Source organism: Pseudomonas sp. ENNP23, from assembly GCF_001728945.1.
GTDB classification, from domain to species: Bacteria; Pseudomonadota; Gammaproteobacteria; order Pseudomonadales; family Pseudomonadaceae; genus Metapseudomonas; species Metapseudomonas otitidis.
Map to the genome: position 1 here is coordinate 1 of NZ_LYSP01000036.1, position 26,177 is coordinate 26,177.

Below are 26,177 nucleotides of genomic sequence, written 5' to 3' on the forward strand. Positions count from 1 at the left end.
TACCCCCTTTCAGCAATCAACCTGACCAGCAGATCAAACGCCGCGAATCCGCAACCACTCCGGAACCGCACCCCATTTCAAACACTTAACTCATTGATTTTCAAGGAGTTTTCGTTGTCCGCCGTGGGAGTGGTGCGTATTATAGAGACCTCAGCCACGGCGTCAACACCTATTTTAAAAATTCATTCTGCTTTCAGCGAGATGCGTGCAAACGCTTTTTTCCCCGCCTGGCATACATGACTCTTGCCTAGCTCGAAGACAAACGAACGATCAACCACTTCCCCATCAACACGCACACTGCCTGCTGCCAGAAGATCACGCGCCGCCGCAGCATTCTTGACCAGCCCTGCCTTATTAAGGACAGACGAGATCGGCATAGCCTCAGGCGCAAGCAACTCCACTTCCAGCAAGTCGTCCGGCAGCTCGCCATCCTTCATGCGGTTGCCTGCCGAGCGATGAGCACTGGCTGCTGCCTCTTCCCCATGGAACCGGGCAACAATCTCTTCGGCCAACTTGATCTTGATGTCACGAGGATTAGCGCCCGCCTCGACGTCTCGCTTGAACTGATGGACCTCATCCATGGACCGGAAGCTGAGCAACTCGAAGTAGCGCCACATCAAACTGTCTGGCATCGACACCAGCTTGTTGTACATGACGCCCGGCGCCTCCTGGATACCCACATAGTTACCAAGGGACTTGGACATCTTCTTGACACCATCGAGCCCCTCGAGCAGCGGCATGGTGACGATGCACTGGGATGCCTGCCCGTAGGCACGCTGCAACTCACGCCCCATTAGCAGGTTGAATTTCTGATCGGTACCACCCAACTCGACATCAGCACGGAGCGCAACGGAGTCATAGCCCTGAACCAGCGGATAAAGGAACTCATGGATGGCGATAGGCTGATTGGTAGCATAGCGCTTACTGAAGTCATCCCGCTCAAGCATTCGCGCCACGGTGTACTGAGAAGACAAACGAATGAAATCGGCCGGTGACAGCTGGTCCATCCAGGTGGAATTGAACGCCACTTCGGTGCGTTCAGGGTCCAGGATCTTGAAGACCTGAGCCTTGTAGGTCTCGGCATTCTCCAACACCTGCTCACGGGTCAGTGGAGGACGGGTAGCACTCTTCCCACTAGGGTCCCCAATCATCCCGGTGAAGTCTCCGATCAGGAAGACCACCTGATGCCCCAGCTCCTGGAACTGACGCAGCTTGTTAATCAGAACGGTATGCCCCAAGTGCAGATCAGGCGCCGTCGGATCGAAGCCAGCCTTGATGCGCAGCGGCCGCCCCGTCTTGAGCTTCTCGATCAGCTCCGCTTCGACCAGTACTTCTTCCGCGCCGCGCTTGATAAGCGCCAGCTGCTCCTCAACCGACTTCATGTAAGGCCCCGTGCCACGTAGATACAAAAGGGAACCAAACATACAAGATCGCTGACTAATTACAAGTTTTGCGCCCGCGGCCAGACCGACCGCCGAAAGGTCGGTTCTCAAGGTTGCCTGAGGGCCTATTTGATTATATTTTAGGCAGTTAGATCACTTTCTTAATAACACCACACGCCATGACGCATAACGTTCCCAAAGCGCCGCGCTATCCGAAGAGCCACCTGCTGGCCGCAAGCGGTGTAGCTGCGCTTCTGAGCCTGGCCTTGCTGGTGTTCCCGTCTCGGGAAGTCGAGGCGAAGAAGACCTACATCAATCTGGACATGGACAACAGTGCCGAAGCACTGATTCAGGAGAAGGACGATCTCCGACAGGGCCTATCCAGCGAAGGCGAGGCGATCACTCCCTTTGCCACCATCGCGCCGTCCGCAGATGCCAAGGACAGCGCTGATAACGATTCCAGCACGGACAAGCAGGATGCTTCCACTTCAGCCTCCTTATCGAACGCACCTGTCGACCCTGGTCTGAAGACCGTCAAGGTCGAAAGTGGCGATACACTGTCCACACTGTTCGCCAAAGTCGGCCTGTCCGCGAGCGTGCTGCACGAGATTCTCGACAGCAGCAAGGATGCCAAGACGCTCACCCGCCTCAAGGTCGGTCAGCCCTTCGAGTTCCGGCTGACCCCGGAAGGCGAGCTCCAGAGCCTTCATTCCCGGCTTAGCGATCTGGAATCAGTAACGCTCACCAAGACCGAAAAAGGCTACGACTTCAAGCGCGACATCGCCAAACCCGACATTCATTCCGCTTACGCGCACGGCGTGATCGACAGCTCTCTGTTCCTTTCCGCCAAACGCGCCGGTCTCTCACACAACCTGACGATGGACCTGGCAAACATCTTCGACTACGACATCGACTTTGCCCTTGATATCCGTGAAGGCGACGAGTTCGAAGTCATCTATGAGAAAAAGACCGTCAACGGCAAGGAAGTAGGCTCGGGCGCTATCCTCGCGGCGCGGTTCACCAATCGTGGCAAAACGTACACCGCTGTCCGCTTTGCCAATGCCCAGGGTATCGCCAGCTATTTCCGTGATGACGGCACAGCGATGCGCAAAGCCTTCATCCGCACTCCCGTGGATTTCGCTCGAATCAGTTCTCGCTTCTCGTTGGGCCGCAAGCACCCCATCCTGAACAAGATCCGCGCGCACAAGGGCGTTGACTACGCCGCCCCACGCGGAACACCGATCAAGGCAACGGGTGATGGCAAGGTCATGCTCGCCGGGCGTCGTGGTGGTTACGGCAATGCCGTGATCATCCAGCACAGCGGCAAATACCGCACCCTCTATGGCCACATGCAGGGCTTTGCCAAAGGGATCAAGACCGGCGTAAGTGTCAAACAGGGACAGATCATCGGCTATATCGGCACTACCGGGCTCTCCACTGGCCCACACCTCCACTACGAGTTCCAGGTCAACGGCCAGCACGTCGACCCGCTCAGCGTGAAGCTTCCAATGGCCGACCCACTCATCGCCAGTGAGAAGAAGCGTTTCCTGCAACTGAGCAAACCGCTGATGGCACGCATGGACCAGGAAAAGGCCACCATGCTCGCTCAGAACAAGCAGCAGTAACTGCCGCATGCCGCACTACATCGGGGTCATGTCCGGCACTAGTCTGGACGGGCTGGACATCGCCCTGATCGTGCAGGAAAGCCGCACGCGGCTCCTCGCTTCCCATTACATCCCCATGCCTGCCGACTTGAAGGAGGATCTCCTCAAGCTCTGCACCCCCGGCAATGACGAACTCGCCCGCGCAGCCCTTACCGAGCAGCGCTGGGTCCGGCTCGCTGCACAGGGCATCCAAAAACTCCTGCAACAGACGGGACTCACCCCTGATTCCATTCGAGCCATTGGGAGCCACGGCCAGACGGTACGCCACGAACCCGCCCTCGGCTTCACGATCCAGATCGGCAACTGCGCACTCCTTGCAGAGCTGACCGGCATCACCGCGGTCGGCGACTTCCGTCGTCGGGACATGGCGGCGGGTGGACAAGGTGCGCCCCTGGTGCCCGCCTTCCACGAAGCCCTTTTCGGCAACGATGCCCATCGAGCCGTCCTGAACGTCGGTGGTTTCAGCAACCTCTCGCTGTTGCAGCCGGATCGCCCGGTCTTCGGTTTCGACTGCGGCCCCGGCAATGTCCTGCTGGATGCCTGGATAGCCCGCCATCAAGGCAAACCCTACGATGCGGATGGCGAATGGGCCGCCAGCGGCAAGATCGACGCCGCCTTGCTCCAGGCACTGATGGCAGACGACTTCTTCTCGACTCAAGGCCCCAAAAGCACGGGGAGGGAGCACTTCAACCTGCCGTGGCTGGACCACAAACTGGCACGAATGAGCACACAGCCCGCTGCCAAAGATGTCCAAGCCACTCTGTTGGAGTTCACCGCACGTACCGCCATCGACGCCCTGCTGGTGGCACAAGCGCATACCGACGAACTACTGGTCTGCGGTGGTGGCGCCCGCAATCACACGCTGATGAAGCGATTGGCCGAGTTGCTCCCCTCTTCCCGGGTTTGCAGCACCGATGAGGCGGGCGTACCTGCGGACTGGATGGAAGCCATGGCCTTTGGCTGGCTCGCCCACTGCTGCCTGGAAGGTATTCCTGCCAATCGCCCAAGCGTGACCGGCGCCAAAGGCCCCCGCATCCTCGGCGCGATTTACCCCGCCTGAAACGAAAACGCCGTGCATGAGCACGGCGTTCGACAAACGAGATCCAATCAGATCGAGAAGGATTGCCCGCAACCACAGGTGGTGGCCGCATTCGGATTCTTGATCACGAAGCGCGAGCCCTCCAGGCCTTCCTGGTAATCCACCTCGGCGCCTGCCAGATACTGGAAGCTCATGGGGTCGACTACAAGACTCACGCCGTCACGCTCGACGATGGTGTCGTCGTCGGCCACCTCTTCATCGAAGGTGAAGCCGTACTGGAACCCGGAGCAGCCGCCACCGGTGACGAAAACGCGGAGCTTCAGGCGCGGATTGCCCTCTTCATCGATCAGGTTCTTCACCTTGCTTGCGGCTCCCTGGGTGAACATCAGGGCGGTGGGGGTGAAGGATTCGACACTCATGATGCAACTCTCCCGGCTTGACGCCGCCATACTGCGCTATGGCGGCGCATTATCCGCTTACCCTAGAAAACTGGTCAACTATTAAGCATCGGTCTCATCGACCCGCGACGGCAGCTCAAGCGGCTTGGCCGACTCCTTGATCTGGCCCAGGCGCCCGTCTATCTGCGCTCCCATCGCCATCTCCATCAACCCATACAACACCGTACCCTTGACCCGCGCCCGCGCGCCCAGTTCCAGGTGCTCGCTCGCGTACACATCACCCTGCACTTCCCCATCGATGATTACGTGGGGCGCACGGATCTCACCCTGGACCAGCCCGTCCACGCTGATGCGCACCATGCCCTCAACGGCAGACAGATTGCCCGTAAGGCGCCCATCAACCTGAACCGCGCCCTGGAAGCGCAGGTCGCCCACCAGTTCAGCACCGGTCGCGATGATGCTGGTCTTGCCGCTGTAGCGCTGCAGGTCTGCCTTGGGTTTCTGCTTGTTCCACATAGATTCATGACTCCTCGTCGGTCCAGTCGAACGTGCGCAACAGCGGCTCACGCTGCCCCTCCACCCGCGCACTCACCTCGATGCGACGTGGAACGAAGCCTTCCGGCAACTCCAGTTCGATGAAGCGCCCGGCATCGGGAATGGCCTGGAAATACTTGAATGAAAAAGGCACGCCGCCCTTGGGCAGGTCCTTCGCCAGATCAGCCAGGAGCAAGGCCGTCTCCTTGTTCCCCTGGCGACCCAGGATGCGAATCGATAAAGCCCCAGCGAGGGCACGCTCGTCCTTGCCCACCCGGCTCAGCATCAGGCGCATACGGTAGCGGGACGGCATGTCCGTGCCGTGCACCTCCAGGGCGCGAATACGCAACCCATCCGCCTGGCGGTCGGGAGCCAGCACGCCCTTGTAGACCGCCAGCTCCTGCTGCAAGGCAAAAACCTGCTCCTCCATCATCTTGATAGCCTGCCGACTCTGCTCATTGGCCTGCTGGCCCAAGCGCTCGCCGCTCTCCAGCACCGCCTGGCGCTGACGCAGTTGCTCCAGTTCGCGAGCCTGCTGCTGATTCTCTTGCAACAACTGGTCCCGCTGCTCGACCACGTCGCGGGAACGCTCAGCCTGCTGCCAGCCACCGGCAAAGAAGGAGGCCGGCAACGCCAGAACCAGTGCGCACAGCACCAGCCTCAACAGACGTTCGCGACGCGGATCACTGACACGAACTTCCCAACTGGCCATCAGCGAGCGCAGTCCGCGGATCGAAGCAGGAAGGATGAGAAAAGAGCCATGCGAAACCACCTAGCCAGAGCGGCCCATTGCAAAGGCGCCGATGATAAAGCCCGATCCGCCATGGGCCAACCGTCAGGGTGACGCGCTGCCACCTGTGCCTCTACTATCGGACCGATCTCACACAACGGACATTTTCCATGCTCTACCTCTGGCTAAAGGCCCTGCACATCATCGCCGTCGTCTGCTGGTTCGCCGGCCTCTTCTATCTGCCGCGCCTGTTCGTCTATCACGCTGCGGCGGAAGACCAACCCAGCCGAGAGCGCTTCTGCATCATGGAGCGCAAGCTCTACCGCGGCATCATGGGCCCCTCGATGATTGCCACCCTCCTGCTGGGCGGCGCGATGCTCTACCTCAACCCTGGTTGGTTCAGCCAGGGCTGGCTGCACGCCAAACTCACTCTCGTGGTGCTGCTGATCGGTTACCACCATGCCTGTGGCGCGATGCTCAAGCGCTTCGCCCGTGGCGAGAACGCCCGCAGCCATGTCTTCTACCGCTGGTTCAACGAAGTCCCTGTGCTGTTCCTGCTGGCCATCGTCATTCTGGTCGTGGTCAAGCCCTTCTGATCCCATCCAAGAGGACCGTCGGATGTCACTGCCCGCCCTGCTCGAGAATCGCCTGCGTCTGCCCCTCGTCACCGCTCCGATGTTCCTGGTCTCGGCACCGCCCATGGTCCTGGCCAGTTGCAACGCCGGTGTCGTCGGCAGCTTCCCCGCCCTGAACCAGCGCGAGAGTGCCGGCTTCGCCGCCTGGCTTGATGAAATCGCCGCTGGGCTGGCAGCCGATGCAGCCCCCTACGCCGTCAACCTGATCGTCCACGGCAGCAACCCCCGCCTGCAGGCCGACCTGGCCATCTGTGTGGAAAAAAAGGTCCCCATCGTCATCACCAGCCTTGGCGCCGTGAAGGAAGTGGTGGACGCCGTGCACGACTACGGCGGCCTGGTATTCCATGACGTCACCACCCGGCGCCATGCCGAAAAGGCTGCAGAAGCGGGTGTAGACGGGCTGATCGCCGTCGCAGCAGGCGCCGGTGGGCACGCCGGAACCTGGAGCCCCTTCGCCCTGGTCGCCGAGATCCGCCAGTTCTTCGACAAGACCCTGCTCCTGGCCGGCTGCCTCAACCACGGCCACGAAATCCTAGCAGCCCAGCTCCTCGGGGCGGACCTCGCCTACCTGGGCACTCGCTTCATTGCCACCCGGGAGAGCCAGGCCAGCAACGCCTACAAGCAAATGCTGCTGGACGCACGCGCTGCCGATATCGTCCACACCCCCGCCGTCTCGGGCGTTCCGGCCAGCTTCATGCGCCAGAGCCTGGAGGCCGCCGGATACGACCTCACCCGCCTCAACGACAAGGGGGACGTCAACTACGGTGAAAAACTCAAACCCGTGAGCGACGAAGCCAAGGCCTGGAAGACAGTCTGGTCAGCGGGCCAGGGCGTCGGAGGCATCCACGACCTCCCCTCCATCGATGAGTTGGTGCAGCGCCTCGACAGCGAGTACCGTGCTGCTGTCCAACGCATCTCCCACCTGGCACAGCCTTACCAGGGATGAAGCGTCGCCGTCTGCTCGCCGGCCTCGGAGCGCTGGGCACACTGGGGCTGTGGGCGGCCCGCCCCACCGACCGGGGCGCGCCTCATGCGCCTTACTTCGCCCAGTTGCAGGCCCTGCTGCACCAGCAGGGTGGCGGCGTGCCCCAGCTGGTGATCGACCTTGATCGCCTGGACGCCAACGCGGACCTGTTGAACAGCCGTCTAGGCAGCATGAAACTGCGTCTGGTGAGCAAATCGCTCGCCTCAACGGCTCTGCTCGACTACCTCGCCAAGCGCCTAGGCACTCGGCGTTTCATGGTCTTCCATCAACCCCAGGTTAACCAACTGGCCGAGGCGTTCCCCGACAGCGACCTACTGCTCGGCAAGCCCCTACCGGTCGCCGCAGCCCTGGCCTTCTACCAACAACTTCCCGCGGCTGCAGCATTCAACCCCGACCGGCAGCTCACCTGGTTGATGGACAGCCCGGAGCGCCTGGTGCAGTACCGCGACATGGCACTCGCCCTACAGCGCCCGCTGTCCATTGCCCTGGAAATCGATGTCGGCTTGCGTCGCGGCGGTCACACCTCACCCGAGCAGTTTGCTGCCAGCCTCTCACTGATCGAACATCATCCCGACGTGTTCACGCTGCGTGGGCTGATGGGCTATGACGCCCAGGTCGCCCATGCGCCCTTCTGGAGCAGGGGCGCCCTCGTGCAGGCCAACACCTGCTACCGAGCCTTCCTGGAACAGGCCATGCGCGCAGGCAAGGTCTGGCCAGAAACACCTTTGTTGAATGGCGCCGGCAGCCTCACCTGCATGCAACACCTGTCTGGAGCCAGCCCACTAAACGAAATCGCCGTGGGTTCGGCGCTACTCAAACCTTCGGACTTCGATACCGAAAGCCTCAGCGCCTACCAGGCAGCCTGCTGGATCGCCGCTCCCGTGCTCAAAACGGTCAACGGCGACCTGCCCTACCTTGAGAGCGCCCATGGCCTCATGAGCAGTTGGGACCCGAACCGCGAACAGGCCTTCTATTTATATGGCGGTGGCTGGCAAGCCATCCCGGCCTCACCAGCCGGACTCGCCTACGACCCGCTCTATGGCCGCAGCGCCAATCAGGAGCGGCTGATCGGCTCCGCAGCCAATCGACTGCAACCCGATGACTGGGTGTTTCTCCGTCCACACACAGCCGAAGGACTCCCGGCACGATTCGGCTCCATGAGCCTGTTGCGGCGCGGCCGTCTCGTCGGGCGCTGGAAACCCTTGCCTACACCGTGAAGCCCCCCGCTTTTTCCGGCCTCCACGGCTTGTAAGCCAGGCGCTGCCACCAGTACGCTTGGCCATCCTCAACCCTACAGCCGACAAGGATGCCCGCATGTCCGACGCTCGCTACAAGATCGTATTCGAAGGTGAACTGATGCCCGGTGCGGCACTGGACTCGGTCAAGGAGAACCTCGCCCGCCTGTTCAAGAGCGACGCCGACAAGATCGAAGCCCTGTTCAATGGCCGTCCCGTTGCCCTGAAGCGCGACCTCGAGGACGGCGAAGCGGACAAGTACCTGGCGGCCCTGCAGCGCGCCGGTGCCAACGTCCGCAAGGAGCCCGACATCGCCGCCGGACTGAGCCTGGTGGAGACCGAGGACCACCCCACCCCGGATGCCTCGCCCCAGGCCGAAGAAGACCAACCCAACATGACCTGTCCCAAGTGCGGCCATGAACAGCCCAAGGCAATCGAGTGCAACGCCTGCGGCATCGTCATAGAGAAATTCCTGGCCCGCCAGGCCCAAAAAGCCGAAAGCGCGCCGGCCGTGATGGCGCCGGCAACCGGTGCAGCATCGCCCTATGCCACGCCCCAAGCGCAGGTAGGTGAAGCCCTGCCGGAGTTCGGCGAACTGCGCCCCTTCGGTGTCACCGGTCGAATCGGCAGGATGCGCTACCTCGCCTGGTCGATGGTCCTGATCCTGGCAGCCCTGCCGATCGTGGGCCTCACCGCACTGCTGATGTCCGAGTTCCCGGTGATCGGCGGTATTCTTTTCGCACTCGAAATTATCGCTCTGGTGGTGGTCAACGTTCAGTTCGGTGTCCAGCGCCTGCATGACATCGGCTGGTCGGGCTGGTTGTACCTGCTGAACTTCGTCCCCTTCGTCGGCTCGGTCTTCCCGATTCTGATGATGGTGATTCCCGGCACCCAGGGCCCCAACCGTTATGGCCAGATCCAACCGCCGAACAGCACCTCGGTGCTGGTCATGGCCTGGATTTCCATCGGCAGCGGCATCCTCGCCGTCCTGGCCATCATCGGCGTGCTGATGTTCGCCGGCGCCGGTGCCCTTAGTGCCCTGGACTCCGACTTCTCCGGCAGCAGCTACGAGATGCCGGCCGACGTGGACAGCAGCGATTACGCCGCCCCCCCCGCCGACGAAGCGGAGTACTCGGATGACCAGGGCATGGAAGCCGAAGCACCGGCCGAACAGGACGACTACGAGTCGAACTGAGCAACCTCCCGGGGCCGGCGCTGTCCAACCCGGCCCCACCAGGAGATTAACGATGCCCCGCTATGCCCTCATCACCGGCGCCTCCAGCGGCCTGGGACTGGCCCTCGCAGAGGCCCTGGCTCGCCGGGGTCGCCACCTGATCCTGGTGGCTCGCCAGCGTGATGCGCTCGAGAGCATCGCCTATGAGCTGACCCAACGCTTTGGCGTCGAGGTCCTCTACCGCACCTGTGACCTCGCCGAACCCCTCCAGCTATCCGGCCTGCTGCATGAGCTCAACCAGGGCGGTCGCCAGATCGACCTGCTGGTCAACAACGCCAGCATCGGCAGTGCCGGCCTCTATGTCCAGCAACCGTGGAGCCGTGAACAGGAGCTGATCGAGTTGAACATCCTCGCCCTGGCACGGCTCTGCCATGAGCTCGGTGGCGCCATGGCCGGGCGGGGCGAAGGGCAGATCCTCAATGTCGCCTCCGTTGCCGGGTTCCAGCCCGGCGGCTGGATGAGCAACTACTACGCCAGCAAAGCCTACGTGCTGCACTTCTCCGAAGGCTTGCGCGAAGAGCTGAAGCGCCATGGTGTGAAGGTTTCCGTCCTCTGCCCCGGGCCCGTGCGCACCGCCTTCTTCCGCCATGCCCGCATGGTCGGGGAGAAGCTGGAGAGATCGCCCCTGCTGATGAGTGCGGAAGAGGTGGCGCTGTACACCGTACGCGCCCTGGAAAAGAACCGCGCCATCATCATCCCAGGCTGGCGCAACCGCCTGGCGGCAATGGCATCACGCTTCATGCCGCGCTGGCTGACACGTCGACTCACTGCCCGCATCAACCGCCGATTCGTGGCCGGCTGAACGCGCCCGCTCAGTCCGCGCGCACGCAGCGGCTGGCTGCCCAGCTGCGCAGGGCCGCCAACTCTTCCGACATGATCACCGACAACGGCGCCGTCCCATGCAATTGCTGCAGGAGCAGCGCCTGGCTGACATCGCTTTGCGCTGCCTGGGCGGCGTAGTACATGCCCACGACGGCCTGCTCGATCTCGGCACCGGAAAATCCATCGGACGCCGACGCCAGTGCCGACAGATCGAACAGAGCAAGGTCCATGCCCCGGCGGGACAGGTGGATACGGAAGATCTCCGCGCGGGTCGCCGGGTCCGGCAGGTCGACGAAGAACAGCTCGTCGAAACGCCCCTTGCGCACCAGCTCCGGCGGCAGGCGATGAATGGCGTTGGCGGTGGCGATCATGAAGACCGGCGCCTTGCGCTCGGACATCCAGGTCAGCAGCGTCCCGAGCACACGCTGGCTCACACCCCCGTCATGGTCGCCGCTGGCCAAGCCCTTTTCGATCTCGTCCATCCACAGCACGCACGGCGCCATCTGCTCGGCGAGGCGAAGCGCCTCCCGCAGGTTGCGCTCGGTCTCACCGAAGAACTTGTTGTACAAGCAGGCGAAGTCCAGGCGCAGCAGGGGCAGTCCCCAAAGGCCGGCGACCGCCTTGGCGGCCAGGCTCTTGCCGCCGCCCTGTACCCCCACCAGCAGCATGCCCTTGGGACGGTCCTCGGCCTTGCCATCGATGAAGGCCCCCTGGCGCTCACCGAGCCAGCGCTTGAGGTTGGCCAGGCCACCCACCTCGGCAAAACGTGCCGTGTCGTATTCGAAGCTGAGCACGCCCTCCAGGTCCAGCAGTTGGAACTTGGTCTTGTTCAGTTCCGGCAGGTCTTCCTGGGTGATGGCGCCGTCATCACAGATCACATTGCGGGCCAGGGAGCGCGCCTCACCATGGCTGAGCCCCCGCAGGTTCTTCACAACCTGCAGGAGGGTACGGTTGTCGGTACGCACCCGGGCGCCACGGTTGCGCTCGCTCCAGCGGGTCGCTTCCTCCCGGACGATGGCCAGCAACTCATCCTCGCTGGGCAACGCCAGGGCGAAGCGGGCGCTGTAGCGTTGCACTTCCGGCGGCAGGCGCAGGGCATGGGACACCAGCACCAGGGTCGGGCGCTGGGGCGAGTCGGCCATCGCCACTTCCTTCAGCAAGCGCACCAGCCGGGGGTTGTCCTCCAGGAACGGGTGCAGGTCACACATCACGTACAGGCTGGATTGGAGGTCGCCCTTGATCAGGCGCAGGGCCTTCTCCGGGTCGACCGTCTCCTCGCCCCCCAGAGGCTCGCCGCCGAAGCCGAGACGCTGCAGTCCCTCGGTCACCGACCAGGTGAACAGGCTCATGCCCCGCTTGACCGCAAGGGTAGTAAGGGTCTCCAGCACGCGCTGCTCATCCCAGGACTCGATGACGATGAGCTTGACCTTGGAATCGAGCACCAGGCCCAGGTCGTGGATGTCGTTCTTCACACAGGCTCCTTGTGGGTTTCGCTGCTGGCCGGAGTCGATGGTCCGCCGCTAGACTCGGGCGATTCTTATATCAGCCCGGAGAACCCAGGTGGACTGTCTGTTCTGCAAAATAGTCGCTGCGCAGATCCCGGCACGTACGCTGTACGAAGACGATCACATTGTCGCGCCCCATGGCATCGCCCCACAGGCGCCGGTGCACTTCCTAGTCATCCCCAAGCGACACATCGAGACCCTAAACCACCTAAACCGAGGACGACCGTGAACTGGCCGGGCAGACGGTCTACCACCACATCCACATGCACCTGCTCGGGCAGCGCCAGTTGGACTGGCCCGCAGGCTGGGCCTCGTGTCAGCGACCACAGCGCCGGAATGCGACTGATCCCGATCAAGCCCGGCGGGGAGCAATGGAGTAAACTCTCCGCCAGTTTTCGCCTGTCGAGGTGCCCCATGGCTACCGAACGTCACTACTCTCCCGCCGACCGCCTGCTGCTGCAGGCCGATGCCGCCCTCAAGACCCTCCTGCCGTTCAAAGGCCAGCCTTACCGCCCGTCGCCCGCCAACCTGCAGGACGACGCGCCGATGAGCGAGGACGACACACGCCACGTGGCCGGCCTGATGCGCATCAACCACACCGGCGAGGTCTGTGCCCAGGCGCTTTACCAGGGCCAGGCGCTGACCGCCAAGCTGCCCGAGGTGCGCCAGGCAATGGAACACGCCGCCGAGGAGGAGATCGACCACCTGGTCTGGTGCGAGCAACGCATCCGTGAACTGGGCAGCCGCCCCAGCGTGCTCAACCCGCTGTTCTATGGTTTGTCGTTCGGCGTGGGCGCAATGGCCGGTCTGATCAGCGACCGCGTCAGCCTGGGCTTCGTCGCGGCCACCGAGGACCAGGTCTGCAAGCATCTGGACGAGCACCTGCACCAGATCCCGCCGCAGGATGCCAAAAGCCGAGCCATCCTCGAACAGATGCGGGTCGACGAGGAACACCACTCCACCACCGCCTTGGAAGCCGGCGGCCTGCGCTTCCCCGCCCCGGTGAAGTTCGGCATGACGCTGCTGTCCAAGGTCATGACCAAGAGCACCTACCGGATCTGACCCGGGCACAGCACGTTAAAACAAAAGGGCGCCGTTCGGCGCCCTTTGTCATTCCAGCTCGCAGCCCTCAGCGGGGCATGTTGCGGGCATAGAAGATTTCCAGCATCTCGTGGCGCACGCGCTCTTCCACCTGCTGACGCTGTTCGGCGGTCAGGTTGGAGGCGGCATCGCCGAACAGGTAGTTGTCCAGTTCGAAGTCCTTGAGCAGCATCTTCGTGTGGAACAGGTTCTCCTGGTACACATTCACGTCGGTCATCTGGTACGCGTCGCGGGTGTCGTCGGAGAGGTAGTTCTGGATCGAGTTGATCTCGTGGTCGATGAAGTGCTTGCGCCCTTCCACGTCACGGGTGAAACCACGCACACGGTAGTCGACGGTGACGATGTCGGAGTCGAACTGGTGGATGAGGTAGTTCAGGGCCTTGAGCGGCGAAATCACGCCGCAGGTGGACACGTCAATGTCCACACGGAAGGTCGCAATGCCTTCCACCGGATGGATTTCCGGGTAGGTGTGAACGGTGATGTGGCTCTTGTCCAGGTGAGCCAGGATCGTCTCGGGCAACGGGCCGGGGGATTCCTCGATCTGGCTGTCGGTAGGCGTCACCGGCTGCTCGGAAATGAGGATGGTGACGCTCGCTCCCTGAGGATCGTAATCCTGCCGGGCGATGTTGAGGATATTGGCACCGATGATGTCGACCACGTCGGTGAGGATCTGGGTCAGGCGTTCGGCATCGTACTCTTCGTCGATGTACTGGACGTAGGCCTGCTGGTCCTCGGGGGTTTCCGCGTAGCAGATGTCATAGATGTTGAAGCTCAAGGTCTTTGTCAGGTTATTGAACCCGTGGAGCTTGAGTTTGCTTTTCACCGTTTGTGAACTCTCGTCGTGTGCGGCTCTGCCGCGTGGTTGAGCATGCCCGTCAGAAGCGCACGACACTTCTGCGTAGGACGGTTTACACCTCTTCGCGATGGCGATTGTGGTTATCGGTTCTGGGGCAGAAGACCCCTGGAATTCGAGGGGGCGCATTATGCAGATGACGAAAGCCATCTACCAGAGTTTGCGCCCCCAATATGATGATCGGATGTCGAAGGCTCAGCCGAGTTCAACGATCTCGTAGTCGTGGGTGATCTCGACGCCCGCACGCCCCAGCATGATGGAGGCGGAGCAGTACTTCTCGGCAGACAACTCGACGGCACGCTTGACCTGGGTTTCCTTGAGGCCCCGGCCTTTCACCACGAAATGCACATGGATCTTGGTGAACACCTTCGGGTCCTCTTCAGCGCGCTCGGCTTCGAGGAACGCCTCGCAGCTCTCCACCGGCTGGCGCGACTTCTTGAGGATGCTCACCACGTCGAAGTTGGTGCAGCCCCCCAGCCCCAGCAGGAGCATCTCCATCGGCCGCACGCCGAGGTTGCGGCCACCGCTTTCCGGCGGGCCGTCCATCACCACAGCATGGCCGCTGCCGGACTCGCCGAGGAACAGGGCCTCGCCCGCCCACTGGATACGCGCTTTCATCACCAGACTCCAGGCTCTGAGAAAAAGGGGCGCCAGCTTATCACAGCGCCTGGCGACACCCCGGCGTCACATACGCTGGTCGAATAGTTACCCGGCAGTTGTTATCTGTGTCTCAAAATCGGCTCACCGGTCACGGTGCGTCTGTTAAGCTGACGTCGGATAACTGGCACACTTAGCCAGATAACTAATAAGAATGTGCCTGTTGGACAAGGGCTTATCTATTTATATTTCGGGACTCGGGCATGGTAGCTATTACCCTCACTCCAAAGATCAAGAACCTAGACAAGCTTCTCGCGCATTGTCATCGCCGTCGTTACACCGCCAAGAGCACCATCATCTATGCGGGCGACCGCTGTGAAACGCTCTTCTTCATCATCAAAGGCTCCGTCACCATCCTGATCGAAGACGACGATGGTCGTGAAATGATCATCGCCTACCTCAATGCCGGGGACTTCTTCGGTGAGATGGGCCTGTTCGAAAAGGAAGGCGCCGAGAAAGAGCGCAGCGCCTGGGTCCGTGCCAAGACCGAATGCGAAGTGGCCGAGCTCAGCTATGCCAAGTTCCGTGAACTGACCCAGCAGGACCCGGAAATCCTCTACGCACTGGGCAGTCAGATGGCCGACCGACTGCGTAACACCACCCGCAAGGTGGGCGACCTGGCCTTCCTCGACGTGACCGGCCGTGTTGCCCGTACCCTGCTGGACCTGTGCAAGCAGCCCGATGCCATGACCCACCCCGATGGCATGCAGATCAAGATCACCCGCCAGGAAATCGGCCGGATTGTCGGCTGCTCCCGCGAAATGGTCGGTCGCGTGCTCAAGAGCCTGGAGGAACAGGGCCTGGTGCACGTCAAGGGCAAGACCATGGTGGTCTTCGGGACACGCTGAGACGCGCATATGAAAAAGCCGGCAGGACGCCGGCTTTTCCATGTGCACATCGATCAGTTCGGGTCGGCGCTCAGCTTGACCCGCCCACGCTCCGGGAAGAACAACCGACGCAGTTCGGTCCCAGGCTCCTCGGCACGCATGAACGCCTCGCCAACCAGGAAGGCGTAGACCTCACTCACTTCCATCAGCTCGACATCCGCCCGGTTGAGAATGCCGCTCTCGGTGATGACGATGCGGTCGCGCGGGATGCGCGGCAGCAGGTCCAGTGTGGTCTCCAGACTGACATCGAAGGTGTGCAGGTTGCGGTTGTTGATGCCCACCAGCGGCGTATCGAGGGTCTTCAGTGCCCGCTCCAGCTCATCGCCATCGTGCACTTCCACCAGCACATCCAGCCCCACGTCCTTCGCCGTGGCAGCCAGCTCCGCCATCTGCAGGTCGGACAGCGCCGCAACGATCAGCAGGACACAATCGGCGCCCAATGCACGGGCCTCCACAACCTGATAGGGATCGATGAGGAAGTCCTTGCGGATCACCGGCAGGGAGCAGGCCGCCCGGGCTTCCTTCAGGTACTCATCGGCACCCAGGAAGAAATCCACATCGGTGAGCACCGACAGGCAGGTGGCGCCACCGTCCTGGTAGCTGCGGGCGATCTGTGCGGGCACGAAGTTCTCGCGGATGACGCCCTTGCTCGGGGACGCCTTCTTCACCTCGGCGATGACCGCCGGTTCGCGCAGCGCGACCTTGTCCTGCAAGGCCTGGGCAAACCCGCGTGGTGCATCGGCCGAACGGGCCAGCGCTTCCAGTTGGCTCAGCGACGTGCGAGCACGTCGCTCGGCGACTTCCTCGGCCTTGCGGGCGAGGATCTTTTCTAGGACGGTCGGGACGCTCACGCTTCGTTCTCCACTCGGAACACCGCGGTGAAGGAGGCCAGTTCCTCCAGCTTCTCGCGGGCAAGGCCGGTGTGCAGGGCATCGTGGGCCAATTGCACACCCTCTTTGAAGGTGCTCGCGTGGTCCGCTGCATAAAGCGCAGCGCCGGCGTTGAGCACGATCATCTCTGCGGCCTTCTGGCCGTTCTCGGTCTTGCGACGCCCCAGGGCATCGCGGATCAGTTCAAGGGACTGCTGCGGGCTGTCCACGGTCAGGCCGATCAGGCTCTGGCTCTTGATGCCGAAGTCCTCCGGCTGCACCTGATATTCAGTGACCACACCGTCCTTCAGCTCGGCCACATGGGTCGGTGCCGCCAGGCTCAGCTCGTCGAGGCCATCCTTCGAATGCACCACCAGGATGTGCTGGCTACCCAGTCGCTTGAGCACCTCGGCCAGTGGCCGGCAAAGTGCCTGGCTGAACACCCCCACCACCTGGTGCTTCACACCGGCCGGATTCGTAAGCGGGCCGAGCATGTTGAACAGTGTGCGCAGCCCCAGCTCGCGACGCGGGCCGGCGGCGTACTTCATCGCCTTGTGGTGGACCTGGGCGAACATGAAGCCGACGCCGACATGCTCGATGCAGCGGGCCACCTGCTCGGGTTTCAGGTCCAGGTAGATGCCGGCGGCCTCCAGCACGTCGGCGCTACCGGTCTTGCCGGACACCGCGCGGTTGCCGTGCTTGGCCACCTTGCCCCCTGCGGCCGCGACCACGAAGGTCGCCGCCGAGGACACATTGAAGATGTTGGCGCCATCGCCGCCGGTGCCAACCACGTCCACCACGCGATCCAGGCTCGACAGCTCCACACGGCTGGCCAGCTCGCGCATCACCGACACGGCCCCGACGATCTCGTCGATGGTCTCGCTCTTCATGCGCATACCCATCAGGAAGGCACCGATCTGCGCGTCGGTGCACTGCCCGGTCATGATCTGGCGCATCACCGCCTGCATTTCCTCGGTGGTCAGGTCCAGTTGGTTGACCACGCGGCCGAGGGCTTCCTTGATGTCCATGTCAGCGTACCCCGCCCTGTTGCTTGAGGAAGTTGGCGAACAGCTCGTGCCCCTGCTCGGTGAGTATGGACTCCGGATGGAACTGTACACCCTCGATGTTCAGGGTCTTGTGGCGCAGCCCCATGATCTCGTCCACCGAACCGTCTTCGTGCTGGGTCCAGGCAGTCACCTCCAGGCACTCCGGCAGGGTTTCGCGCTTGACCACCAGCGAGTGGTAGCGGGTCACCGTGAGCGGGTTGTTCAGGCCCTGGAACACACCCTGGTCATGGTGGAAGACCGGGCTGGTCTTGCCGTGCATCGCCTGGCGCGCCCGCACCACATCGCCGCCGAAGGCCTGGCCGATGCTCTGGTGGCCCAGGCACACGCCCAGGATCGGCAGCTTGCCGGCGAAATGCAGGATGGCCTCCAGCGACACCCCCGCCTCGGTGGGGGTGCACGGCCCCGGGGAGACGACGATGCGCTCGGGCTTGAGCGCCTCGATCTGGGCGATGCTCAGCTCGTCATTGCGGATCACATGGACATCGGCACCCAGCTCACCCAGGTACTGCACCACGTTGTAGGTAAAGGAGTCGTAGTTATCGATCATCAGCAACATGGCAGGGTCCTCAGGCGTCAGTCTTGGTGGTCTGCTCGGCGAGCGCCACGGCACGGAACATGGCGCGGCGCTTGTTCAGCGTCTCCTCCCATTCCAGTGCGGGGACCGAGTCGGCAACGATGCCGGCGCCAGCCTGCACGTGCAGTTGCCCATCCTTGATGACCGCCGTGCGGATCGCGATGGCGGTGTCCATGTTGCCGTTCCACGCCAGGTAGCCCACGGCACCGCCGTAGACCCCGCGCTTAACCGGCTCCAGTTGGTCGATGATTTCCATCGCACGGATCTTCGGCGCCCCCGACAGGGTGCCCGCCGGCAGGATCGCCCGCAGCGCATCCATCGCGGAGACGCCGTCCTTCAACTGGCCGGTGACGTTGGAAACGATGTGCATCACGTTGGAATAGCGCTCGATCACCATCTTCTCGGTGACCTTCACCGAACCGGTGGCGGACACGCGCCCCACGTCATTGCGGCCCAGGTCGATCAGCATCAGGTGCTCGGCCAGCTCCTTGGCGTCGGACAGCAGGTCCTCTTCCAAAGCCAGGTCGGCATCCTCGGTGGCGCCACGGGGACGGGTGCCGGCAATGGGGCGCACGGTGACCAGGCCATCCTCGACCCGCACCAGCACCTCCGGCGAACTGCCCACCACATGGAAGTCGCCGAAGTTGAAGAAGTACATGTAGGGGGTCGGGTTGAAGCAGCGCAGCGCCCGGTAGAGGTCGATCGGCGCTGCCTCGAAGGGCACCGACATGCGCTGGGAAATCACCACCTGCATGCAGTCGCCCGCGAGGATGTATTCCTTGATCTCGCCCACTGCCCGCTCGTAGTCCTCGCGGGTGAAGCTGGAGCGGAAGTCGCTCTGCAACTCCACCGGCAGGCTCGGGTCGACACCCAGGCGCGGCACCACCGGCTGGCGGAGTGTCTGCCGCAGCGCATCGAGGCGGGCCTGGCCCTGCTCGAAAGCGTCTGGCTGGCTCGGGTCCACCAGCACGATGGCGTGCAGCTTGCCTGCCAGGTTGTCGAACACGATCACCGCATCCGACACCATCAGCAGGATGTCCGGCGTGCCCAGGGGGTCAGGGTTCGGGCAGTTGGCCAGGCGCTTCTCGACATAGCGCACGCAGTCGTAGCCGAAGTAGCCCACCAGGCCGCCATTGAAGCGCGGCAGGCCGTCGATGGGCGCGACCTGGTAACGCTCCTTGAATGCCTCGACGAAGGCCAGCGGGTCTTCGCTGTCCACGGCCTCCACCACCTGGTCATCGACGCTGACGCTGACCCTCGCGCCATGGGCACGCAGCACCGTGCGACTGGCCAGGCCGATGATGGAGTAACGCCCCCACTTCTCGCCGCCCTGGACCGACTCCAGCAGGTAGGAGTACGGCGCATCGGCCAGCTTCAGGTAGAGGGAAAGCGGGGTGTCGAAGTCCGCCAGGGTTTCGAAGGCGAGCGGGATGCGGTTGTAGCCTTGGGCGGCCAAACGCAGGAATTCATCGCGGGTCATGATCTGCCTCGTGGGGCGAGGAGCCCGGGTGGGCTCCTGGATAAAAGACGTCGGTGTGCAAGCGCGCCGGACCGGTCCGGCCAGAATGGAATCAGGCGCGCCAGCGCCAACGGGCCACGGCCTTGATGATTCGCATGGAGGCTCGTTCGAGCCAGAGCTTGCAGGGAACCAGCACGTTTCTATCTCTTCTATGAGGCAGATGATCTGGGGAGTCGGGCGACATTAGCGCAGCGCCGTGTGCGGCGCAACCGCCAGGCAGCAGCTCGCGCAGGTCGTCCACCACCAGCGCCGGCTCCTCCTCGTCGATGGGCCGACCGTGGTTGTAGCCGTAGCTCAGCGCCACGCACTTGACCCCCGCCGCCTTGGCGGCCAGCACATCGTTGCGCGAGTCGCCGATGAACAGCGCCTCGTTGCGACTGACCCCGGTCATGTGCATCACATGCAGCAGCGCAGCCGGGTCCGGCTTCTGCTGGGGCAGGGTGTCGCCGGCGATGATCAGCGGGAAGTAGCGCCCCAGCTTCATCTGGTCCAGCAACGGCGCCACGAAACGCTCGGGCTTGTTGGTGATCAGCGCCAGCTCGATCTTGCGCTTGCGCAACCACTTCAGGGTTTCCGCCACGCCCGGGTAGACCTCGGTCAGCGCATGGCTGTCGGCATAGGCCTCCAGGAAGATCTCCAGGGCTTTCTCCGCGTCCTCGTCATGCACGGCGCTGTGGTCGATGCCACCAGCCAGGGCCCGGCGCACCAGCACCCGCGCACCGTTGCCGACCCAGTCGCGCACGCGCTCGACCCCGGCGGGTGGACGCCCGAGGCTGACCAGCATGCGGTCCACTGCGGCGGCCAGGTCCGGCACCGAGTCGATCAGGGTGCCGTCCAGGTCGAACATCACCAGACGCGGCAGGCGGCCGTCGAACAGCCGTTGCAGCGCGTTCATCAGGCCTGGGCCAGCTCGGCGCGCATGGCGGCGATGACTTCGGCGTAGTCCGGCGCATTGAAGATGGCCGAGCCGGCGACGAAGGTGTCGGCACCTGCGGCGGCGATCTCGCGGATGTTCTTCACGTTCACCCCACCGTCGATCTCCAGGCGGATGTCGCGGCCCGAGGCCTCGATCAGCGCACGGGCTTCGCGCAGCTTGTCCAGGGTACCGGGGATGAACTTCTGCCCGCCGAAACCGGGGTTCACGCTCATCAGGAGGATCATGTCCACCTTGTCCATCACGTACTTCAGGCTGTCCAGCGGAGTGGCCGGGTTGAACACCAGGCCGGACTTGCAGCCACCGTCGCGGATCAGTTGCAGGGAGCGGTCGATGTGCTGGGTCGCTTCCGGGTGGAAGGTGATGTAGGTGGCGCCGGCTTCGATGAAATCGCCGATGATGCGGTCCACCGGGGAGACCATCAGGTGCACGTCGATGGGCGCGGTCACGCCGTACTTGCGCAGCGCCGAACACACCATCGGGCCGATGGTCAGGTTGGGCACGTAGTGGTTGTCCATCACGTCGAAGTGGACGATGTCGGCGCCGGCAGCGAGCACCTTGTCCACATCCTCGCCCAGGCGTGCGAAATCGGCGGACAGGATCGACGGGGCGATGGCGAAGGGTTGCATGAGAGACCTCGGTGCAGAATCACGGTGGCGCGGATTGTAGCCGCATTCGTTTTTCACCGGTGACAATCGCGACATTCAGTCCTGAATGCGACAGACAGAGGAGCGAAGAATGGGTGCCTATACAACGGTGGCTGGCTGGATCGAACTGGATTACTCACTCACGACTGAAGAAATCGCAGGGTGTATTGAGACCACAGGGGAAGACGTTGCGAGACTGCTGAATGACGACCAGAAAGCGCTTTATCGAGGCGGCTGGATGATTCAACCCGAAGCGATCAACGGCTCTCGATTCGTGTTCTTTGGTGCGCCGATCAGAACGGCAGCCATTCCCTACATCCGATCCCAAGTGATGGCGCTTTCACGTTTGGTAGCGTGCGGCGATGACTACACCATCCACCCAAGCGGCCATTTTCTTCTGACTGAGGACGGCACTCACGGCATCCCGGATATGGAGTGGATCATCGAAGAGGGGCACATCAGCGACAGGCTGAAGTGAGTGCGCGCCTGGGAGCGCGCATGAACGCAGGGCCACGCCCTCGTTGTGAACGAGCACAACGAGGGAGTCGCCCTATATGGAAGTCACTCCGGCATGGAGGTACGCATCTTCTCGCTGCGGCCGCGCAGCCACTCCAGGGTCAGCAGCAGCACCACCGAGAAGCCGATCAGCAGGGTTGCCGCCGCGGCGATGGTGGGGCTGAGGTTCTCGCGGATGCCGCTGAACATCTGCCGGGGCAGGGTCGCCTGCTCGGGGCCGGCGAGGAACAGCGTCACCACCACCTCGTCGAAGGACGTGGCGAAGGCGAACAGCGCCCCGGAGATCACACCCGGTGCGATCAGCGGCAGGGTGACGCGGAAGAACGTGGTCAGCGGCGGCGCCCCCAGGCTGGCGGCGGCACGCACCAGGTTGTGGTTGAAGCCCTGCAGGGTGGCCGACACGGTGATGATCACGAAGGGCACGCCCAGCACGGCGTGGACCATGATCAACGACAGGTAGCTGTTGCCCAGGCCCATCGGCGCGAAGAACAGGTAGCTGGCGACACCGACGATCACCACCGGCACCACCATCGGCGAGATCAGCAGACTCATCACCAGCGCCTTGCCGCGGAACTCGCCCCGGGTCAGGCCGATGGACGCCAAGGTGCCGAAGACCATCGCCAGCAGGGTCGCGGCGGGCGCCACGATCATGCTGTTGGTCAGCGAGCGCATCCACTCGGCCGAGCTGAAGAAGTCGGCGTACCAGCGCAGGGAGAACCCCTGCAGCGGGTACACCAGGAAGGTGCCGGAGTTGAACGACAACGGCACGATCACCAGCACCGGAAGGATCAGGAACAGCAGCACCAGGCCGCAGAGGATGCGCAGGGTGTAGAACCACAGGCGCTCGACCGGGGACATGTAGGGACTCAGCATTTCTTATCTCCTCAACCCAGGCGCAGGCGGCCGGCGCCCACCAGCCAGCTGTAGACGACATAGAGCACCATGGTGGCCAGCAGCAGCATCCCGCCCAGGGCGGTGGCCATGCCCCAGTTGATGGTGGTGTTGGTGAAGAAGGCCACGAAGTAGCTCACCATCTGGTCATTCGGGCTGCCCAGCAGCGCGGGGGTGATGTAGTAGCCGATGGACAGGATGAACACCAGCAGGCAGCCCGCGCCCACGCCGGCCACGGTCTGCGGGAAGTACACCCGCCAGAAGCTGGCGAACGGGTGGCAGCCCAGGGAGATTGCCGCCCGCATGTAGCTGGGGGAGATGCCCTTCATCACGCTGTAGATCGGCAGGATCATGAACGGCAGCATGATGTGCACCATCGCCACGTACACGCCGGTGCGGTTGAACACCAGTTGCAGCGGCTGGTCGATCAGGCCCAGCTTGAGCAGCGCGCCGTTGATCAGGCCGCCGGATTGCAGCAGCACGATCCACGCCGCCACGCGCACCAGGATCGAGGTCCAGAACGGCAGCAGTACCAGGATCATCAGCAGGTTGCTCTTGCGCGTCGGCAGCGTCGCCAGCAGGTAGGCCAGCGGGTAAGCCAGCGCCAGGCAGAGCAGGGTGATCACCGCGCCCATCCAGAAGGTGCGGGCGAAAATGTCCAGATAGATGGCCTGGTCCGGCGTGGTCGGGGCCACCTCGCCGAGGTCGTCGATGCGATGGTCGACCGCCGCCAGCAGGTAATAGGGGGTCAGGTTCGAGACGTTGCGGCGAATGGCCTGCCAGTAGGCCGGGTCGCCCCAGCGCTCGTCGAGCCCCTCCATGGCGTCCTTGTAGGAGCCCGGTTCGTTCTTGAACGGCAGTGCCCGCGCGGTCTTGGCCATCAGGCTGCGGTAGCCGGCCAGCTCCATGTTCAGGCGTTTGGACAGATCACCGATGGTCTGTTTCTTGCGCGCATCGGCCAGGTCCAGGGCCAGCGCCTTGTAGACCGGCTCGGCGGGCAGGGCCTTGCCGTCCCAGGTGCCGATGGCTTCCACGGTACGCGGCAGGGCTGACACCACTTCGGGGTTGCTCACGCTCTTGTAGAGCAGCGCGCCGATAGGCACCAGGAAGGTCAGCAGAAGGAACAGCAGCAAGGGCAGGATCAGCGCCTGGGACTTCAGGCGGTTGACCCGTTCGGCACGCGCGAGGCGCTGCTTCAGGGTTGGGCCGGTGACGACAGTGGCCATGGCGAACTCCGGTGGATCTCTGGGTACTCCCCTCCCCCGCGAGAAGGAGGGGATGTGCTGGGTGGCCGGTTACTTGGCGGCCCAGGAGTTGAAGCGCTGCTCCAGCTGCTCGCCGTAGTCAGCCCAGAAGGTGACGCTCATGGCGACCTGGTCCTTGATGTTCTCCGGGGTGGTCGGCATGTCCTTGAGCAGCGCCTTGTCCAGCAGCGGCACCGCCTGCTTGTTGGCCGGGCCGTAGGCGATGTTCTCGGAGTAGATCTTCTGCTGCTCGGGCTTGACCGAGAAGGCGATGAATTCCAGCGCAGCGTCCTTGTCCTTGGCGCCCTTCGGAATGGCCCAGGCGTCGAAGTCGTAGATGCCACCGGCCCAGACGATCTTCAGGTTGCTTTCCTTCTGCACGGCGGCGATGCGGCCGTTGTAGGCGGAGCTCATGACCACGTCACCGGAGGCGAGGAACTGCGGCGGCTGGGCGCCGGCTTCCCACCACTGGATGCTGGGCTTGATCTGGTCCAGCTTCTTGAAGGCGCGGTCCTGACCCTCTTTGGTGGCCAGTACGGTGTAGACGTCCTTGGGCGGGACGCCGTCGGCCATCAGGGCGAATTCCAGGGTGTACTTGGCACCCTTGCGCAGGCCGCGCTTGCCTGGGAACTTGCTGGTGTCCCAGAAATCGGCCCAGCCGGTGGGGGCGGTCTTCAGCTTGTCGGCGTTGTAGGCCAGCACGGTGGACCAGACGAAGAAGCCGACGCCGCAGGGCTGGATGGCCCCCGGGACGAAGTCTTCTTCCTTGCCGAACTGGGCCGGGTCCAGCTCTTCGAACAACCCCTCGTCGCAGCCACGGGCCAGCTCGGGGGACTCCACTTCCACCAGGTTCCAGGACACGCTGCCGGTGTCCACCATGGCCTTCACCTTGGCCATCTCGCCGTTGTACTCGCCGGCAATGATCGAGTTGCCGGTGGTGGCCTGGAAGGGTTCGTAGAACGCCTTCACCTGGGCATTCTTGTTAGCGCCGCCGAAGGATACGACGGTCAGGTCGGCTGCCATGGCCTGTGCGGCACATGCCAGCCCCAACGCAAGGGCAGTGAGCTTCAAGGATTTGGACATTGTTGTTCTCTCCATAGTGCAAGTGCAGGGTTGGGGTTAAGCCTCGGGCAGGCGTCAGCCGTCCACCGCCGCCGGGTCCAGCGCGCGGACATGCTCCACATGCCAGCCAAGCGGCACCACGTCACCGACGGACAGGGACGGGTCCAGCTCGGCAATGGGCTGCTTGACGAAGAAATCGGAATGACCACAGACCTCCAGGCGAATGCGCACGTGGTCGCCCAGGTAGATGAACTCTTCCACGCGGCCGGAGAAGCGGTTGGCACAGGACTCGCTGGCGCTGTTCAGGCGCACGCGCTCCGGGCGCACCGAGAGGGTCACCGGTTCGCCGGGCTGGCCGACCTTGACCGCCAGGGCCTGGATCTTCTCGCCGCGCGGCAGCACCACCACGCACTGGTCACCGTCACGGCTGAGCAGTTGGCCGTTGATGCGGTTGTTCTCGCCGATGAAGTTGGCCACGAAGGTGTTGCAGGGGAACTCGTACAGTTCGCGCGGCGGGGCGATCTGCTGGATCTCGCCCTGGTGGAACACGGCCACTCGGTCGGACATGGTCAGCGCCTCGCCCTGGTCGTGGGTCACGTACACCACGGTCACGCCCAGGCGCTGGTGGATGTGCTTGATCTCCATCTGCATGTGCTCGCGCAACTGCTTGTCGAGTGCGCCCAGCGGCTCGTCCATCAACACCAGTTGTGGCTCGAACACCAGGGCACGGGCCAGGGCCACGCGCTGCTGCTGGCCGCCGGAAAGCTGGGCGGGGTAGCGGTTGCGGAAGCTGTCGAGCTGGACCATGGACAGCGCACGCTTCACGCGCTCGCTGATATCGGTCTTGTTCATGCCACGCACGGTGAGCGGGAAGGCCAGGTTCTCGGCCACCGTCATGTGCGGGAACAGGGCGTAGTTCTGGAACACCATGCCGATGTCGCGCTTGTGCGGCGGCACGTTGTTGATCGAGCGACCAGCCAGGAGGATCTCGCCATTGGTCGGGGTCTCGAACCCGGCGAGCATCATCAGGCTGGTGGTCTTGCCGGAACCGGAGGGGCCCAGCAGGGTCAGGAATTCGCCTTTGCGAATGTCCAGGTTGAGGTCTTTGACGATGAGGGATTCGCCGTCGTAGCTCTTCTGCACGCCACGGAAGCTGACCAGTACATCGTTCGCCGGAATCGAGGCCATCACCG

At 63.2% G+C, this 26,177-nt stretch carries 27 protein-coding genes and 1 pseudogene; 11 read left to right on the forward strand and 17 right to left on the reverse strand.

Annotated features, from left to right (window positions below):
- Window positions 1-182 precede the first annotated feature (182 nt).
- Window positions 183-1,382, reverse strand: coding sequence for a tyrosine--tRNA ligase (gene tyrS, locus A9G05_RS19250; RefSeq protein ID WP_069562483.1), 1,200 nt, complete (start codon window positions 1,380-1,382; stop codon window positions 183-185).
- A 179-nt stretch (window positions 1,383-1,561) separates the two neighbouring features.
- Here tyrS and A9G05_RS19255 point away from each other — a divergent pair, with 179 nt between their 5' ends.
- Together A9G05_RS19255 and A9G05_RS19260 are read left to right on the forward strand one after the other, a co-directional pair.
- On the forward strand, window positions 1,562-3,007 hold the full coding sequence (locus A9G05_RS19255; protein WP_069562484.1) for a peptidoglycan DD-metalloendopeptidase family protein: 1,446 nt from the start codon (window positions 1,562-1,564) through the stop codon (window positions 3,005-3,007).
- A gap of 7 nt (window positions 3,008-3,014) precedes the next feature.
- Window positions 3,015-4,106: an anhydro-N-acetylmuramic acid kinase gene (locus A9G05_RS19260; RefSeq protein WP_069562485.1), complete on the forward strand. Its 1,092-nt coding sequence runs from the start codon at window positions 3,015-3,017 to the stop codon at window positions 4,104-4,106.
- Between the two features lie 47 nt (window positions 4,107-4,153).
- Here the strand turns inward: A9G05_RS19260 and erpA are convergent, their stop codons facing one another.
- The 3 genes from erpA to A9G05_RS19275 form a co-directional block, all read right to left on the reverse strand.
- A complete protein-coding gene (erpA, locus tag A9G05_RS19265) occupies window positions 4,154-4,504 on the reverse strand; it encodes an iron-sulfur cluster insertion protein ErpA (protein WP_069562486.1) in 351 nt (116 codons plus the stop codon).
- A gap of 81 nt (window positions 4,505-4,585) precedes the next feature.
- Window positions 4,586-4,999, reverse strand: a complete 414-nt coding sequence (locus tag A9G05_RS19270) for a polymer-forming cytoskeletal protein (protein WP_069562487.1) — start codon at window positions 4,997-4,999, stop codon at window positions 4,586-4,588.
- A 4-nt stretch (window positions 5,000-5,003) separates the two neighbouring features.
- On the reverse strand, window positions 5,004-5,729 hold the full coding sequence (locus A9G05_RS19275) for a DUF6776 family protein (protein WP_069562488.1): 726 nt from the start codon (window positions 5,727-5,729) through the stop codon (window positions 5,004-5,006).
- Window positions 5,730-5,917: 188 nt separating this feature from the next.
- On the opposite strand from A9G05_RS19275, the gene hemJ reads away from it, so the two are divergent.
- The 5 genes from hemJ (at window position 5,918) to A9G05_RS19300 (ending at window position 10,638) form a co-directional block, all read left to right on the forward strand.
- Window positions 5,918-6,343, forward strand: coding sequence for a protoporphyrinogen oxidase HemJ (gene hemJ, locus A9G05_RS19280; protein WP_069562489.1), 426 nt, complete (start codon window positions 5,918-5,920; stop codon window positions 6,341-6,343).
- 22 nt (window positions 6,344-6,365) lie between these two features.
- Window positions 6,366-7,328 (forward strand): nitronate monooxygenase family protein, encoded by a 963-nt coding sequence (locus A9G05_RS19285; protein ID WP_069562490.1) that lies wholly within the window; start codon window positions 6,366-6,368, stop codon window positions 7,326-7,328.
- A 137-nt stretch (window positions 7,329-7,465) separates the two neighbouring features.
- Window positions 7,466-8,584 carry an alanine racemase gene (locus A9G05_RS19290; protein WP_256548468.1) on the forward strand — a complete coding sequence of 373 codons (1,119 nt, stop codon included), beginning with the start codon at window positions 7,466-7,468 and terminating at the stop codon, window positions 8,582-8,584.
- Window positions 8,585-8,681: 97 nt separating this feature from the next.
- Window positions 8,682-9,797: a DUF805 domain-containing protein gene (locus A9G05_RS19295; protein WP_069562492.1), complete on the forward strand. Its 1,116-nt coding sequence runs from the start codon at window positions 8,682-8,684 to the stop codon at window positions 9,795-9,797.
- A 52-nt stretch (window positions 9,798-9,849) separates the two neighbouring features.
- Window positions 9,850-10,638 (forward strand): SDR family oxidoreductase, encoded by a 789-nt coding sequence (locus A9G05_RS19300; protein ID WP_069562493.1) that lies wholly within the window; start codon window positions 9,850-9,852, stop codon window positions 10,636-10,638.
- A 10-nt stretch (window positions 10,639-10,648) separates the two neighbouring features.
- On the opposite strand, the gene A9G05_RS19305 is transcribed toward A9G05_RS19300, so the two are convergent.
- On the reverse strand, window positions 10,649-12,130 hold the full coding sequence (locus A9G05_RS19305) for an AAA family ATPase (RefSeq protein WP_069562494.1): 1,482 nt from the start codon (window positions 12,128-12,130) through the stop codon (window positions 10,649-10,651).
- An 88-nt stretch (window positions 12,131-12,218) separates the two neighbouring features.
- On the opposite strand from A9G05_RS19305, the pseudogene A9G05_RS26735 reads away from it, so the two are divergent.
- Window positions 12,219-12,468: pseudogene (locus A9G05_RS26735) on the forward strand (HIT domain-containing protein); the annotation flags it as partial.
- 109 nt (window positions 12,469-12,577) lie between these two features.
- Window positions 12,578-13,225: a 2-polyprenyl-3-methyl-6-methoxy-1,4-benzoquinone monooxygenase gene (gene coq7, locus A9G05_RS19310; protein ID WP_069562495.1), complete on the forward strand. Its 648-nt coding sequence runs from the start codon at window positions 12,578-12,580 to the stop codon at window positions 13,223-13,225.
- 67 nt (window positions 13,226-13,292) lie between these two features.
- Here the strand turns inward: coq7 and speD are convergent, their stop codons facing one another.
- Window positions 13,293-14,087, reverse strand: a complete 795-nt coding sequence (speD, locus tag A9G05_RS19315) for an adenosylmethionine decarboxylase (protein ID WP_069562496.1) — start codon at window positions 14,085-14,087, stop codon at window positions 13,293-13,295.
- 225 nt (window positions 14,088-14,312) lie between these two features.
- Window positions 14,313-14,735, reverse strand: a complete 423-nt coding sequence (locus A9G05_RS19320; RefSeq protein WP_069562497.1) for an OsmC family protein — start codon at window positions 14,733-14,735, stop codon at window positions 14,313-14,315.
- A gap of 242 nt (window positions 14,736-14,977) precedes the next feature.
- Here A9G05_RS19320 and crp point away from each other — a divergent pair, with 242 nt between their 5' ends.
- Window positions 14,978-15,622 (forward strand): cAMP-activated global transcriptional regulator CRP, encoded by a 645-nt coding sequence (crp, locus tag A9G05_RS19325; protein ID WP_044405715.1) that lies wholly within the window; start codon window positions 14,978-14,980, stop codon window positions 15,620-15,622.
- Between the two features lie 53 nt (window positions 15,623-15,675).
- On the opposite strand, the gene trpC is transcribed toward crp, so the two are convergent.
- The 6 genes from trpC to rpe all read right to left on the reverse strand — a co-directional run bounded on the left by trpC (window position 15,676) and on the right by rpe (window position 21,253).
- Window positions 15,676-16,512, reverse strand: a complete 837-nt coding sequence (gene trpC / locus A9G05_RS19330; RefSeq protein WP_069562498.1) for an indole-3-glycerol phosphate synthase TrpC — start codon at window positions 16,510-16,512, stop codon at window positions 15,676-15,678.
- On the reverse strand, window positions 16,509-17,558 hold the full coding sequence (gene trpD / locus A9G05_RS19335) for an anthranilate phosphoribosyltransferase (RefSeq protein ID WP_044405711.1): 1,050 nt from the start codon (window positions 17,556-17,558) through the stop codon (window positions 16,509-16,511). The genes trpC and trpD overlap by 4 nt, the downstream gene beginning before the upstream one ends.
- 1 nt (window position 17,559) lies before the next feature.
- Window positions 17,560-18,153 carry an aminodeoxychorismate/anthranilate synthase component II gene (locus A9G05_RS19340; protein WP_069562499.1) on the reverse strand — a complete coding sequence of 198 codons (594 nt, stop codon included), beginning with the start codon at window positions 18,151-18,153 and terminating at the stop codon, window positions 17,560-17,562.
- A gap of 10 nt (window positions 18,154-18,163) precedes the next feature.
- Window positions 18,164-19,651, reverse strand: coding sequence for an anthranilate synthase component I (gene trpE, locus A9G05_RS19345; RefSeq protein ID WP_069562500.1), 1,488 nt, complete (start codon window positions 19,649-19,651; stop codon window positions 18,164-18,166).
- Window positions 19,652-19,742: 91 nt separating this feature from the next.
- Window positions 19,743-20,585, reverse strand: a complete 843-nt coding sequence (locus A9G05_RS19350; RefSeq protein ID WP_044405707.1) for a phosphoglycolate phosphatase — start codon at window positions 20,583-20,585, stop codon at window positions 19,743-19,745.
- Window positions 20,585-21,253, reverse strand: a complete 669-nt coding sequence (gene rpe / locus A9G05_RS19355) for a ribulose-phosphate 3-epimerase (RefSeq protein ID WP_044405705.1) — start codon at window positions 21,251-21,253, stop codon at window positions 20,585-20,587. The genes A9G05_RS19350 and rpe overlap by 1 nt, the downstream gene beginning before the upstream one ends.
- A 109-nt stretch (window positions 21,254-21,362) precedes the next feature.
- Between rpe and A9G05_RS19360 the strand changes: the two genes are divergently transcribed.
- Window positions 21,363-21,749, forward strand: coding sequence for a hypothetical protein (locus tag A9G05_RS19360; RefSeq protein WP_069562501.1), 387 nt, complete (start codon window positions 21,363-21,365; stop codon window positions 21,747-21,749).
- 83 nt (window positions 21,750-21,832) lie between these two features.
- Here A9G05_RS19360 and A9G05_RS19365 read toward each other — a convergent pair whose 3' ends face one another.
- The 4 genes from A9G05_RS19365 to A9G05_RS19380 form a co-directional block, all read right to left on the reverse strand.
- Window positions 21,833-22,660 (reverse strand): ABC transporter permease, encoded by an 828-nt coding sequence (locus A9G05_RS19365; protein ID WP_044405701.1) that lies wholly within the window; start codon window positions 22,658-22,660, stop codon window positions 21,833-21,835.
- A gap of 11 nt (window positions 22,661-22,671) precedes the next feature.
- Window positions 22,672-23,904 (reverse strand): ABC transporter permease, encoded by a 1,233-nt coding sequence (locus A9G05_RS19370; protein ID WP_069562502.1) that lies wholly within the window; start codon window positions 23,902-23,904, stop codon window positions 22,672-22,674.
- Window positions 23,905-23,973: 69 nt separating this feature from the next.
- Window positions 23,974-25,005 carry an ABC transporter substrate-binding protein gene (locus A9G05_RS19375; protein ID WP_069562503.1) on the reverse strand — a complete coding sequence of 344 codons (1,032 nt, stop codon included), beginning with the start codon at window positions 25,003-25,005 and terminating at the stop codon, window positions 23,974-23,976.
- A 54-nt stretch (window positions 25,006-25,059) separates the two neighbouring features.
- Window positions 25,060-26,172 (reverse strand): ABC transporter ATP-binding protein, encoded by a 1,113-nt coding sequence (locus A9G05_RS19380; RefSeq protein ID WP_069562504.1) that lies wholly within the window; start codon window positions 26,170-26,172, stop codon window positions 25,060-25,062.
- Window positions 26,173-26,177 lie beyond the last annotated feature (5 nt).

Bases quoted from the DNA above. Each gene is read 5' to 3' on its own strand.
- rpe (WP_044405705.1), bottom strand. From the start codon at position 21,253: ATGCAACCCTTCGCCATCGCCCCGTCGATCCTGTCCGCCGATTTCGCA.
- A9G05_RS19360 (WP_069562501.1), top strand. From the start codon at position 21,363: ATGGGTGCCTATACAACGGTGGCTGGCTGGATCGAACTGGATTACTCA.
- A9G05_RS19295 (WP_069562492.1), top strand. From the start codon at position 8,682: ATGTCCGACGCTCGCTACAAGATCGTATTCGAAGGTGAACTGATGCCC.
- A9G05_RS19340 (WP_069562499.1), bottom strand. From the start codon at position 18,153: ATGTTGCTGATGATCGATAACTACGACTCCTTTACCTACAACGTGGTG.
- A9G05_RS19275 (WP_069562488.1), bottom strand. From the start codon at position 5,729: ATGGCCAGTTGGGAAGTTCGTGTCAGTGATCCGCGTCGCGAACGTCTG.
- erpA (WP_069562486.1), bottom strand. From the start codon at position 4,504: ATGAGTGTCGAATCCTTCACCCCCACCGCCCTGATGTTCACCCAGGGA.
- A9G05_RS19375 (WP_069562503.1), bottom strand. From the start codon at position 25,005: ATGTCCAAATCCTTGAAGCTCACTGCCCTTGCGTTGGGGCTGGCATGT.
- A9G05_RS19350 (WP_044405707.1), bottom strand. From the start codon at position 20,585: ATGAACGCGCTGCAACGGCTGTTCGACGGCCGCCTGCCGCGTCTGGTG.
- A9G05_RS19380 (WP_069562504.1), bottom strand. From the start codon at position 26,172: ATGGCCTCGATTCCGGCGAACGATGTACTGGTCAGCTTCCGTGGCGTG.
- crp (WP_044405715.1), top strand. From the start codon at position 14,978: ATGGTAGCTATTACCCTCACTCCAAAGATCAAGAACCTAGACAAGCTT.
- A9G05_RS19285 (WP_069562490.1), top strand. From the start codon at position 6,366: ATGTCACTGCCCGCCCTGCTCGAGAATCGCCTGCGTCTGCCCCTCGTC.
- A9G05_RS19320 (WP_069562497.1), bottom strand. From the start codon at position 14,735: ATGAAAGCGCGTATCCAGTGGGCGGGCGAGGCCCTGTTCCTCGGCGAG.
- trpD (WP_044405711.1), bottom strand. From the start codon at position 17,558: ATGGACATCAAGGAAGCCCTCGGCCGCGTGGTCAACCAACTGGACCTG.
- A9G05_RS19255 (WP_069562484.1), top strand. From the start codon at position 1,562: ATGACGCATAACGTTCCCAAAGCGCCGCGCTATCCGAAGAGCCACCTG.
- hemJ (WP_069562489.1), top strand. From the start codon at position 5,918: ATGCTCTACCTCTGGCTAAAGGCCCTGCACATCATCGCCGTCGTCTGC.
- A9G05_RS19260 (WP_069562485.1), top strand. From the start codon at position 3,015: ATGCCGCACTACATCGGGGTCATGTCCGGCACTAGTCTGGACGGGCTG.
- A9G05_RS19365 (WP_044405701.1), bottom strand. From the start codon at position 22,660: ATGCTGAGTCCCTACATGTCCCCGGTCGAGCGCCTGTGGTTCTACACC.
- coq7 (WP_069562495.1), top strand. From the start codon at position 12,578: ATGGCTACCGAACGTCACTACTCTCCCGCCGACCGCCTGCTGCTGCAG.
- trpE (WP_069562500.1), bottom strand. From the start codon at position 19,651: ATGACCCGCGATGAATTCCTGCGTTTGGCCGCCCAAGGCTACAACCGC.
- tyrS (WP_069562483.1), bottom strand. From the start codon at position 1,382: ATGAAGTCGGTTGAGGAGCAGCTGGCGCTTATCAAGCGCGGCGCGGAA.
- A9G05_RS19300 (WP_069562493.1), top strand. From the start codon at position 9,850: ATGCCCCGCTATGCCCTCATCACCGGCGCCTCCAGCGGCCTGGGACTG.
- A9G05_RS19370 (WP_069562502.1), bottom strand. From the start codon at position 23,904: ATGGCCACTGTCGTCACCGGCCCAACCCTGAAGCAGCGCCTCGCGCGT.
- A9G05_RS19270 (WP_069562487.1), bottom strand. From the start codon at position 4,999: ATGTGGAACAAGCAGAAACCCAAGGCAGACCTGCAGCGCTACAGCGGC.